Source organism: Aurantimonas sp. Leaf443, from assembly GCF_001425575.1.
GTDB lineage: Bacteria > Pseudomonadota > Alphaproteobacteria > Rhizobiales > Rhizobiaceae > Leaf443.
Window position 1 is genome coordinate 231,193 of sequence record NZ_LMRD01000008.1, and the last position, 12,224, is coordinate 243,416.

Below are 12,224 nucleotides of genomic sequence, written 5' to 3' on the forward strand. Positions count from 1 at the left end.
ACGACCCAATGAACGAGGCTGATCGATCCGGAGGCGCGAGCGCGCGCCGGACGCGGCGAAGCCATGGCGCGGCGGCGGCACGGGCTTCGAGGCGCCCGGCGCCCTGGCGCGGCGCGCCCGGCGGGGCATGCGCCGCGGGCACCGCCACCGTCGCGCTGGCGCTCGCTGTCTCCGCCGGCCCGGCGGCGGCCCAGTCCGCCTCCCCCTTCGCGCTGATGACGCCGACCGACATCGTCTATCTGGCGCTTCTGGCCATGCTCGTCGGCACCGCGATGCTGACGACCGTCTTCCTCATGCGCCAGCGCGCTCTGACCGTGGCCGAGGCCGACCGGCTGCGCCTGGAACTCTCCGAGGCGCGCGCAGAGGCGGACAAACGCGCCGCGCTGATGGCGGCCGAGGACGAGCGGCTGGTGATCTATTCGGGCAGCGCGCGCCCCGAGATCGTCGGCCAGCTCGACTGCGCCGGCCGCGTGCCGGCCGACGAGCGCGGCTTCCTCGCCTTCAGCGACTGGATGGACGGGGCGAGCGCGCAGGGCCTGGCCGAGGCCGTGGTGGCGCTGCGCGAGCGGGCCGAGCCCTTCTCGCAGGTCGTCGATCTCGGCGAGGCCGGCCTCATCGAGGTGCGCGGACGCACCGTCGGGGGTCTGGCGGTGCTGCGCTTCACGCAGCTCGCGGGCCTGCGCGAGCGGCTCAGCGAACTCGAGATCGAGAACGAGCGCGCGCTCGCCACGATCGAGACCATGCAGAATCTCTTCGACGCCGCGCCGATCCCCGTCTGGCTGCGCGACGGCGAGCGCCGGCTCGTCTGGATCAACGAGGCCTATGCCCGCGCGGTCGACGCGCGGAGCGCGTCCGAGGCGCTGACGCGCCAGGTGGAGTTCCTCACCGAGCAGGACCGGCAGGCGAGCGCCGCGCGCCTTCGCGCCGGCGGCCGCTTCGACGAGAAGATCTCGACCGTCGTCGCCGCCGACCGGCGCAACTTCCGCGTCGTGGAGAGCGCCGGGCCGCTCGGCTCGGCGGGGCTGGCCATCGACGTGTCGGAGACCGAGCAGGTGCGCATGGAGCTGCGCCAGACGATCGACAGCCAGTCCGAGACGCTCGACCAGCTGACCACGGCCGTCGCCCGCTTCGACCAGAAGACGCGCCTCGTCTATCACAACGCCGCCTTCCAGCGCCTCTTCAACCTCACCAACGCCTATCTGGAGGCCGATCCCGACCATCTCTCGCTGCTCGACCACCTGCGCACGCAGGGCACGCTGCCGACCGAGAACTACTTCCAGAGCGAGCTGCACCAGAAGGATCTCGCCGCCTACCGCGCCACAGAGCCGACCGAGACGATGTGGCACCTGACGGACGGGCGCACACTGCGCGTCATCGCCACGCCCCAGCCGCAGGGCGGGGCGACCTGGGTCTTCGAGGACATCACCGAGAAGCTCGAGCTGGAAAGCCAGGTGCGCGCCACGATCCGCCTGCAGCGCGAGACGATCGACTATCTCTCCGAGGCCGTGGCCGTGTTCGGCGGCGACGGGCGGCTGCGCCTGTCCAACCCGAGCTTCGCCGAACTCTGGGGCTTCGACGGGGAGTATCTGCAGACGCGCCCGCGCATCCACACGCTGCCGGGCTTCGCACGCGTCGAGATGCTGCCCTCCCCCGACGGGCAGGGCGCCGGCTGGCAGGGCTTCTGCGAAGCCGTCACCGCCTTCGACGAGGACGGGCGCGAGACGCAGACCGGCGAGGTCGCCCTGTCGGACGGTCGCATCCTCGCCTATGGCGCGGTGCCGCTGCCGAACGGGCAGACCATGCTGACCTTCTCCGACGTCTCGGACGCCCGCGTCGCCCAGCGCATGCTCCTGGAGCGCAACGAGGCGCTGGAACAGGCCAACCAGATCAAGAACGACTTCGTCCAGCACGTGAACTACGAGCTGCGCTCGCCGCTCACCAACATCATCGGCTTCTCCGCCCTCCTGCGCTCGCCCGAGACCGGGCCGCTGACGCCGCGCCAGTCGCAATATCTCGACTATATCGCGACCTCCACCTCGGCCCTCCTCACCATCGTCAACGACATCCTGGATCTGGCGACCGTGGACGCCGGGATCATGGAACTCGACCTCGCCGACGTGGACATCGCGCGCACCGTCGAGCACGCCGCCGACGGCATCCGCGACCGGCTGGCCGAGCACGAGATCGCGCTGCGCATCGACATCTCGGGCGCCGGCGAGACGATGCGCGCCGACGGGCACCGGCTCATCCAGGTGCTCTTCAACCTCCTCTCCAACGCCGCCAACTTCGCGCCCTCGGGCTCGACGGTCGATCTCGTCGCCCGGCGCGAGGGCGAGGACGTGGTCTTCTCCGTCACCGACCGCGGCCCCGGCATCCCGGAGGACCAGATCGGGCGCATCTTCGAGCGCTTCGAGGCCAATCCCGTGGGCGGGCGCCAGTCGGGCGCGGGCCTCGGCCTGTCGATCGTCAAGAGCTTCGTGGAGCTGCACCAGGGCGAGGTCGCCATCCGCACCGCCAAGGGCGGCGGCACCACGGTCGTCTGCCGCCTGCCGGCGGGCGGGGCGAAGCCCACCGGCGGCACGCCGCACCATCACCCCTATCTGGAGCACGCGGCCGAATGAGCGGCTCGGGAAACGCCCTTCGCATGGCCGACGCCGTTGACGCCCCCCGCGCCTTGCGCGCCCGCCTCGCGCTTCCCGACGAGGCCGCGACGCGCCGGCTCGGCGCCGATCTGGCGCGCGCGCTGACGCGCGGCGACGTCGTGGCGCTCGGCGGGGATCTGGGCGCCGGCAAGTCGACGCTGGCGCGCGCCGCGATCCGCGCGCTCGCCGGCTCCGACACGCTCGACGTGCCCTCCCCCACCTTCACCCTCGTCCACACCTATGACGGCACGCCGCCCGTCGCCCATTTCGACCTCTACCGCCTCGGCGGGGCGGGCGAGCTCGACGAGCTCGGCTTCGAGGAAGCGGCCGAGGATGGGATCGTCCTCGTCGAATGGCCGCAGCGCGCGCCCGAGGTCGAGGCCCGCGCCACGATCTCCATCGCCCTCGAGGCCGGCCCCGAGGGCGGGCGCATCGCCACGATCGCGGCCGATCCGCAGGCGGGCCCGCGCCTCGCGCGAAGCCTCGCCATCCGGGACTTTCTGGGCGAAGCGGGCTTCGGCGAGGCCCCGCGCCGCGCCTTCACCGGAGACGCCTCGGCTCGGCGCTACGAGACGGTCGCGGTCACCGAGGGCGGCGTCCCGGCGACGCTCGTCCTGATGGACAGCCCGCGCCAGCCGGACGGGCCGCCGATCCGCGACGGCCTGCCCTACAGCCGCATCGCCCATCTCGCCGAGGACGTCGTGCCCTTCGTGGCGGTGGCGCAGGCGCTGACCGGAGCGGGCTTCGCCGCCCCCGCGATCCGCCATGCCGACCTTGCCGCCGGCCTCCTCCTCCTCGACCATCTGGGCAGCGAGACGCTGCTGGACGAAGAGGGCCGGCCGGTGCCCGACCGCTACGAGGCGGCCGTCCTGTGCCTTGCCGACCTTCACGCCGCCGCCCTCCCCGCGACGCTCGCCGTGCCGGGGGGCACGCCCTACGAGGTGCCCGCCTACGACCGGCGGGCCATGGGCATCGAGGTCGAGCTGGTGCTCGACTGGTACATGCCGCGCGTCATGGGACGGCCGGCGAGCGCTTCGGAGCGCGCGCTCTTCACCGAGATCTGGTCCGGACTGTTCGACGAGCTGCGCGCCGCCGAGACCGGCCTCGTCCTACGCGACTTCCATTCGCCCAACGTGATCTGGCGTCCCGGGGAGACGGGGCGCGCGCGCATCGGCCTCATCGACTTCCAGGACGCGGTGATCGGCCCCGTCGCCTACGACGTCGCCTCGCTGGCGCAGGACGCGCGCGTCACCATCGCGCCCGAGCTCGAGGCGCGGCTCGTCTCGGCCTATGTCGCGCGGCGGCGCGCCGAGCCCGGCTTCGAGCCCTTCGAGTTCGAGCGCGCCTATGCGATCATGGGCGCGCAACGCGCCTCCAAGATCCTCGGCATCTTCGTCCGCCTCCTGGAACGCGACGGCAAGCCGCAATATCTGCGTCACATCCCGCGCATAAGGGCCTATCTCAGCCGTACGCTCGGCCATCCCTCGCTCGCCGCCCTCGCCGCCCTCTACGCCGACTGGGGGCTGACGGCGGGCGAGGACGAGGCGGCCTCCATCTGAACGAAACGCGACCGTCCATGCCCCTCGTCCAAACGCCCCGCACCGCCATGATGCTCGCCGCAGGCCTCGGCAAGCGCATGCGGCCGATCACCTCCACCATCCCCAAGCCGCTCGTCGAAGTGCGCGGCAAGGCGCTCATCGACTACGGGCTCGACGCTCTGGCGCGCACCGGCGTCACGCGCACGGTCGTCAACGTGCACTACCTGCCGGATCTCATGCGCGCCCATCTGCGCAAGCGGCGCGACATGGAGATCGTCATCTCCGACGAGCGCGAGACGCTGCTGGATTCGGGCGGCGGCATCGTCAAGGCGCTGCCCGAGCTCGGGCCCGACCCGTTCTACGTGATGAACGCCGACACGTTCTGGATCGACGGCTACCGCAACAATCTGGAGCTGATGGCCGAACTCTTCGACCCCGCGCGCATGGACGTGTGCCTCCTCATCGCCGACATGGCGCAGGCGACCGGCTACGACGGGCGCGGCGACTTCGCGATGGACGCGGAAGGCCGGCTCGCGCGCGTGGCCGAGCGCGACATGTCGCCCTTCATCTATGCGGGGGCGGCCATCGTGAAGCCGGAGGTCTTCGCCGGCCGCGAGGCCGAGCCCTTCTCGCTGAACCGCATCTTCGACGAGGCGATCGAGCGCGACCGGCTCTTCGGCGTGCGCCTCGGCGGGCTCTGGCTCACCGTCGGCACCCCGCCCGCCATCCGCATCGCCGAGACCGTGGTCCTGTCGAGCGCGGCCTGACGCCGGCACGCCTTCGCTGCGGGCACGCGACCTGTCCGCGTCCCGCGCAAGTCCCGCGAGCATCGGACGACGGACGGGACCCGGTTCTGTTTGCCGTCCGATGCTCTAGACTGGCGCCATGTCCGCCACCGTCTTCTCGATTCCCCCCGCCCGGCCCTTTCTCCCGACGCTCGCCGCCGCGCTCCTCTCGGGCGAGCTCGTGCCGGGCTTCGCGCCCGGCGGCGACCCTCTGGCGCTGGCGGGCGCCACGATCCACGTGCCCTCGCGCCGCGCCGCGCGCGCGCTCGCGGCGGCCCTCGGCGAGGCGATGGGCGGTCGCTCGGCGATCCTGCCGGCGATCCGGGTCCTGGGCGCCGACGAGGACCCGTCCCTGCGCTTCGACGCGGCGGCCGGCCTCGGTCTCCTGCCGGTCATGGACCCGACCGAGCGCCACCTGCGCCTCGCGCGGCTCGTCCGGCAATGGCGCCGGCTGACCGCGCTCGAGGATCTGAAGGCGCTCGGCGGCGCCGAGCCCGTGCTGCCCTCCTCGCCCGCCGACGCGCTGTGGCTGGCGCGCGATCTCGCCGCCCTGATGGACGAGGTGGAGCAGGAGGGCGCCTCGCTGTCGGGCATCGAGACGCTCGCCCCCGACGACCTCGCCGACTGGTGGCGCCTGACGCTCGCCTTCCTTTCCATCGTCACCAGACACTGGCCGCGGACGCTGGCCGAGGCGGGGCTGACGACCGCGGCGCGGGCGCACGAGGCGCTCCTGGCGGCCGAAACGCGCCGCCTGACCGAACAGGGCTCGACGGGCCCGGTCGTCGTCGCCGGCGTCACCTCCAGCGCGCCGCCGCTCGTGCGCTTCATGGCCGCCGTCGCCGCCCTGCCGAACGGCGCCCTCGTCCTGCCCGGCCTCGACCGCGACCTCGAGCCGGAGGGCTTTGCCGCGATCGGCGAGGAGGGGGACGCGGCGGCCTCCGGGCATCCGCAGGACGGGCTGAAGCGGCTTCTCCAGGCGCTCGGCGTCGCGCGCGAGGACGTGCGCCCGCTCGGCGGCGAGCCGCCGGCGCCCCTGCGCGCCCGCGAGGCGCTCGTCTCCGACGCGATGCGCCCGGCAAGGACCACCGAGCGCTGGGCCGAGGCGCCCGGCCGGCACGGACCGCAGGCGCTGGCCGCCGTTTCGCTGGTGGAGGCCGAGGACGAGCGGCAGGAGGCGCTGGCCGTCGCCGTCGCCATGCGCGAGGCGCTGTCCGACCCGAACGCGCGCGCCGGCTTCGTGACGCCCGACCGCTCGCTCGCCCGCCGCGTCGTGGCGGAACTGGCCCGCTTCGGCATCGAGGCCAACGATTCCGCCGGCCGTCCGCTCGCGGCCACCGCGCCCGGCACCTTGATGAAGGCGGCCGTCGAGGCCGCTTTGTGCCCGGGCGATCCGATCGTGCTCGTGGAACTCCTGAAGCATCCGCTCGCCCGGCTGGGGCTCGGCGCCGGCGAGGCGCGGCGCGGCGCGCGGACCCTGGAAATGCTGGCGTTGCGCGGCACGGTGGGCTTGCCCGACGCGATGACGCTCGCCACCGTCTTCGGCGAACGACGCCGCGCGCTGGAGGCGAGCGTGGAGGAGGAGCGCCTGCGCATCGCCCGTCCCGTGGCGCTCCTGTCGCAAACCGAGCGCGATCTCGGCGGAACGCTCGCCGAACGGCTCGCCGAGGCCCTTCGCCCGCTTGCGGCGCTGCGCGGTGCGGAACGGCTCGAACTGCCCGACCTCGTGCCCGTCCTCGTCGGCGCGCTGGAGGCGCTGGCGCGCGACCCGGAGGGCGATGCCGGCGCGCTCTACGCCGAGGAGGCGGGGCAGGCCATGGCGGGGTTCCTCTCCGCCCTCGCCGGCGCGCCGCGCACCGGCTTCACCTTCGCCGCGCGCGACGTGCCGGACGTCCTCGCCGCGCTCGTCGCCGGCGAGACGGTGCGCCCGCGCGGCGGCCTCTCCTCGCGCGCCTTCGTCTGGGGCGCGCTCGAGGCGCGCCTGCAGAGCGTCGACCGCATCGTGCTGGGCGGCCTCAACGAGGGCACCTGGCCCTCCGGCGCGCGCGGCGACGCCTTCCTGTCGCGGCCGATGCGCCTGTCCGTCGCCCTGCCCGCGCCCGAGCGGCGCATCGGGCTTGCCGCCCACGACGTCTGGATGGCGATGGGGGCGCCGCAGGTGGTGCTGACGCGCGCGCGCCGGGCGGGCGGGGCGCCGAGCGTGCCCTCGCGCTGGCTGCAGCGGCTCCTGGCCGTGGCCGGCCCGGCCGAGGCCGAGCGGCTGCGCGCGGCCGGCGCCGTGTTCCTCGCCCATGCGCGCGGCCTCGACGCGGCGGGGCCGGTGCCGCGCGTCGCCCCGCCCGCCCCCGTGCCGCCGCGCGAGAAGCGCCCGCGCAGCTTCTCCGTCACCGAGGTGGAGACGCTCATCCGCGACCCCTACGCCGTCCACGCGCGGCGCATCCTGAAGCTCGAGCCGCTGCCCGAACTCATGCGCTCGCACGGCGCGCGCGACCGCGGCAGCCTGCTGCACGAGGTTCTGGCGCAGGCCGTGATCGGCGGGCTCGACCTCGCCGCGCCGGACGCGGCGGCGACGTTGCTCGCACTGGCGCGCGACCTCTTCGACAAGGCCGCCCTGCCCCCCGAGGTCGACGCCCTCTGGTGGCCGCGCATGGAGGCGCTCGCGCGCGACTTCGTCGCCGTGGAAGGGCCGCGCCGCGACCGCAGGCGCGTCGCCGAATGCGGCGGCACGCTGGATCTGGCCGATCTCGGCGTCAGCCTGCGCGGCTTCGCCGACCGCATCGATCGTCTCGCGGACGGCCGGCTGGAGATCCGGGACTACAAGACCGGCTCGCAGCCGAGCGTGAAGCAGGCGCGCTCGCTGCTCGCCCCGCAGCTGCCGCTGGAGGCGGCCATGGCCGAGGCCGGCGCCTTCGAGGGGATCGATCCCGCTCCGGTCGCCGACCTCCTCTATGTGCGCCTTCGCGAGCGCGGCATGGCCGAGGAACGGCTCGCCACCGAGGGCGGGCGCGGCGAGCCGGCGCGCTCGGCGCCCGAGCTCGGCGCGGAGGCCCTCTTCCGCTTCCGCGGCCTTGCCGCGCATTATCTCTCGCCCGACACGCCCTTCCGCTCGCGCGCCCGCCCCTTCAAGGGCGGCGACTTCACCGGCGACTACGACCATCTCGCCCGCGCCCGCGAATGGAGCGTCGGCACCGAGGACGGCGGCGAGGGCGAGGGAGCGGGCGCATGAGCTTCGAGGTCTCGGCCTTCACGCGCGAGCGCCAGGCGCTCGCCTCCGATCCCGCCCGCTCGGTCTTCGTCTCGGCCAATGCCGGCTCGGGCAAGACGCATGTCCTCACCGAACGCGTGGTGCGGCTGCTCCTGTCGGGTGCGGAGGCCTCGCGCATCCTGTGCCTCACCTATACCAAGGCGGCGGCCGCGGAGATGTCGAACCGCGTCTTCTCGCGCCTCGCCCGCTGGTCCACGCTCCCGGCGGCCGAGCTTGCCGCCGAGATCGCGGCGCTGGAAGGGACGGCGCCCTCGCCCAAGCGGCTCGCCGAGGCGCGGCGGCTCTTCGCCAAGGCGCTGGAGACGCCGGGCGGGCTGAAGATCCAGACGATCCACGCCTTCTGCGAGGCGATCCTGCACCGGTTCGCGCTGGAGGCGGGCGTGCCCGGCCATTTCCAGGTGCTGGACGAGACGCAGGGCGCGCTCCTCCTCGCCGAGGCGCGGCGCCGCCTCATCACGGGCGCGGCGCCCGGGGCGGGCGAGCGGACGGCGGCCCCGGAGGCGGGAGAGGAGCCCGTGCCGAGCCTCGACGCGGCCTTCGCGCTCGCGCTGGAGATCGGCGGCGAGGCCGGGCTGGACGAGCTCATCGGCGAGATCGTCGCGCGCCGCGACGGGCTGCGCCGCCATATCGAGGGCGCCGGCGGCATCGGCGGGGCGATCGAACGGCTCCGGCGCGCGCTGGACCTTTCGCCGGGCGCCGAGGAGGGGCTCGTCCATGCCGCCTTCGAGACCCCGCCGGGCTTCGAGCCCGAAGCCGTCGAACGGCTCGCCCTGCTCGCGCGCGCCAGCGACAAGCCGACCGACGCAAGGCTCGCCGAGCGCCTCGCCGAGCTGGCCGGCGCGGCGGACGGGCGGGCGCGGTACCGGGCCCTGCGCACGCTCTGCCTCACCCAAAAGGGCAGCCCCTACAAGCTCTCCAGCCTCGCCACCAAGGCCGTCGCCGCCGGCATGCCCGATCTCGCCGACCGGCTGGAAGTGGCCGTCGCGGCCTTGGCGGCGGCCGAGGCGGCGCTCTCGGCCATCGGCCTCTTCCGGGCGACGCGTGCCGCGCTCGTCGTGGCGGACGAGCTGGAGCGCGACTATGCGGACCTGAAGCGCCAGCGCGGCATGCTCGACTTCGAGGATCTGATCGTGCGCACCGCCGACCTTCTGTCGCGCGCCTCGGCCAGCGCCTGGGTCCACTACAAGCTCGACCAGGGCATCGACCACGTCCTCATCGACGAGGCGCAGGACACGAGCCCGCGGCAATGGGAGGTGATGCGCGGGCTGGTGGAGGAGTTCTTCACCGGCGAGACGGCGCGCGGCGGCATCCGCACCGTCTTCGCGGTCGGCGACGAGAAGCAGTCGATCTATTCCTTCCAGGGCGCCTCGCCGACCATGTTCGCCGACGAGCGCCGCGCCATCGGCCAGCGCGCCGACGCCGCCGAGGCCCGTTTCGAGAGCGTGCAGCTGACGCAGTCCTTCCGCACCGCCTCGGACGTGCTGGCGGCCGTCGACGCCGTGTTCGAGACGCCGGAGGCGCGGCGCGGCCTGACCGAGAGCGGCGCGGTGCCGACGCACCAGACGGCGCGCGCCGGCGCGCCCGGCCTCGTCGAGATCTGGCCGGCGCTCTCCGCCGCCACGCGCCCGCCGCCGGACGACTGGCTCCTGCCCGTCGACCACCAGCCCGAAAGTGCGCCGGCTCACCGTCTCGCCCGGCGCATCGCGGACCAGATCGCGCAATGGCTCGGCCAGCCCATCGAGCACAAGGGCCGCACCCGCCCGCTCGGGCCCGGCGACGTCCTCGTCCTCGTGCGCAAGCGCTCGGCCTTCGTGGAGGCCATGGCCAAGGCGCTGCGCGACCGCGCCATCCCCATCGCCGGCGCCGACCGCCTGATCCTCACCGACCATATCGCCGTGCAGGACCTGATGGCGCTCGGGCGCGCCGTCTCCAATTTCGAGGACGACCTGTCGCTCGCGGCCGTTCTGAAGAGCCCGTTCTTCGGCCTGTCCGACGACGAGCTGATGGCGCTGGCCCTGTCGCGCGAGCCGGGCGAGCATCTCTCGCTCGGCCTGCGGCGCCTTGCCGGCGAGGAAGGGCCGGCGCGCGTACCCGACTTCGTGGCGGACGCGGCCGCCGGTTCGCTTCTCGAAAAGGCCCGCCTCGCGCTGGAGCGCCTGGAGGCGCTGCGCCGGCGCGCCGGCTTCGAGACGGTCTTCGCCTTCTATGCCCGGCTCCTCGGCCCGGAGGGCGGGCGGCGGGCGCTGACGGCCCGGCTGGGCCAGGACGCGGGCGAGGTCGTCGACGCCTTTCTCGACCTCGCGCTCGCGGCCGAGGAGGACGGGCGCACCGGGCTCGACGGGTTCCTCGCCGATCTCGAGGCCGCCCCGCCCCAGATCAAGCGCGAGATGGATCACGGGCGCGGCGAGGTGCGCATCATGACCGTCCATGCCTCCAAGGGCCTGGAGGCGCCGGTCGTGTTCCTGGTGGATCCCGGCTCGGCGGCCTTCAGCGCCAGCCACAGCGCCCGCCTCATGCCCTTCGTCGGCATGCCCGGCCTGCCGCCGGATCTCGCCCCGGGCTATCTCTGGCGCGCCGACAAGAGCCTGGAGACGGCGACCGTCGCCGCGCTCAAGGCGCGCGAGAGCGCGCTCGCCGAGGAGGAATATCGCCGCCTCCTCTATGTCGGCATGACGCGCGCGGCCGACCGGCTCGTCGTCTGCGGCCTGTCCGGCGCGAACGGCACGAAGGAGGGCACCTGGCTCGACCTCGTCACGCGCGCGCTGCAGGACAGCGGCCGATCGCTCGGCGAGGCGGAGGGCGAGCCGCTCGGCTGGCGCTTCGGCAAGGATCCCGAGCCCGCCGCATCCGCCCCGCCCGCGGCCGGGCCGCAGGCCGGCGCGCCCGGCCGCGTCATCGACCTGTCGCCCCTTCCCCCGGAGGAGCCCGCGCCCCGTCCGCTCTCGCCCTCCTCGGCCGCCGGCGCGATGGAGGTGGAGACGGGACCCGAGCCCGCGCCGCCGGGGCCGGAGGGCTTCGTCTCGCCGGTGCTCGGCGGGGACGCGCAGCCCTCGCTCGCCATCCGCCGCGGCCTGGTCGTGCACCGGCTTCTGCAGGTCCTGCCCGACCTTGCGCCCGAGAGCCGGGAGGAGGCCACGCGGCACTATGCCGAGGGCGCGGCCGCGCAGATGACGCCGCGCGACCGGGCGCGGCTGGTGGAGCAGGCGCTGGAGGTGCTGGCCGAGCCCGCCTTCGCGCCGGTCTTCGCGCCGGGCAGCCGGGCGGAGGTCTCCGTCACCGGCGAGGTGACGCTTGCCGGGCGCCGCTATCTCGTGAGCGGCACGATCGACCGGCTCGCCGTCTCGCCGACGCGCGTCCTCATCGTCGACTACAAGACCAACCGCCCGCCGCCCGCGCGGCTCGAGACCGTGCCCGCCAGCTACATCGTGCAGCTGGCGCTCTATCGCGAGATCCTCAAGCCCCTCTATCCGGGCCGCGCGATCGAGGCCGCGCTCCTCTTCACCGAGGCGCCGCGCCTCATCCCCGTCGCGGCCCACCTTCTGGACGAGGCGCTCGCCCGCCGGCCGGCCCTCGCGCCTGCCGTAGAGGACGGGGGAGACGAAAGCGCCTCCGCTTGATTTGCGGGGGGCGCACTTCTACCTAAGGGCTTCAACAATCCGGAGAGCCGTTCCATGGCCACCAAGAAGATCGACAGCTCGAATTTCAAGTCCGACGTCCTGGAGAGCGACAAGCCGGTCGTCGTCGACTTCTGGGCGGAGTGGTGCGGCCCCTGCAAGATGATCGCGCCGAGCCTGGAGGAGATCTCCAACGAGATGGACGCCGTCCATATCGCCAAGGTCAATATCGACGAGAACCCGGATATCGCGGCCCAGTTCGGCGTGCGCTCGATCCCGACGCTCGTCATGTTCAAGAACGGCGCGCCGGCTTCCGTCCAGGTGGGCGCGCAGTCGAAGTCCAAGCTCGTCGACTGGATCAAGAACTCGGCCGCCTGAACGGC

At 73.9% G+C, this 12,224-nt stretch carries 6 protein-coding genes; all 6 read left to right on the forward strand.

Features of this window, described 5'->3' with window-relative positions; all coding sequences use genetic code 11:
• The first annotated feature begins 8 nt into the window (after positions 1 to 8).
• The 6 genes from ASG48_RS12485 to trxA all read left to right on the forward strand — a co-directional run bounded on the left by ASG48_RS12485 (position 9) and on the right by trxA (position 12,219).
• Positions 9 to 2,621: a PAS domain-containing sensor histidine kinase gene (locus tag ASG48_RS12485; RefSeq protein ID WP_055850141.1), complete on the forward strand. Its 2,613-nt coding sequence runs from the start codon at positions 9 to 11 to the stop codon at positions 2,619 to 2,621.
• A gap of 23 nt (positions 2,622 to 2,644) precedes the next feature.
• On the forward strand, positions 2,645 to 4,201 hold the full coding sequence (gene tsaE, locus ASG48_RS12490) for a tRNA (adenosine(37)-N6)-threonylcarbamoyltransferase complex ATPase subunit type 1 TsaE (protein ID WP_055850143.1): 1,557 nt from the start codon (positions 2,645 to 2,647) through the stop codon (positions 4,199 to 4,201).
• Positions 4,202 to 4,218: 17 nt separating this feature from the next.
• On the forward strand, positions 4,219 to 4,947 hold the full coding sequence (locus ASG48_RS12495; protein ID WP_055850145.1) for a nucleotidyltransferase family protein: 729 nt from the start codon (positions 4,219 to 4,221) through the stop codon (positions 4,945 to 4,947).
• 118 nt (positions 4,948 to 5,065) lie between these two features.
• Positions 5,066 to 8,188, forward strand: a complete 3,123-nt coding sequence (gene addB / locus ASG48_RS12500; protein ID WP_055850147.1) for a double-strand break repair protein AddB — start codon at positions 5,066 to 5,068, stop codon at positions 8,186 to 8,188.
• Complete coding sequence (addA, locus tag ASG48_RS12505) at positions 8,185 to 11,844, forward strand: double-strand break repair helicase AddA (RefSeq protein ID WP_055850149.1); 3,660 nt, start codon at positions 8,185 to 8,187, stop codon at positions 11,842 to 11,844. Before addB ends, addA begins: the two co-directional genes overlap by 4 nt.
• 54 nt (positions 11,845 to 11,898) lie before the next feature.
• The gene (trxA, locus tag ASG48_RS12510) at positions 11,899 to 12,219 is read left to right on the forward strand and encodes a thioredoxin (RefSeq protein ID WP_055850151.1); all 321 of its coding nucleotides are present in this window, start codon (positions 11,899 to 11,901) and stop codon (positions 12,217 to 12,219) included.
• Positions 12,220 to 12,224 lie beyond the last annotated feature (5 nt).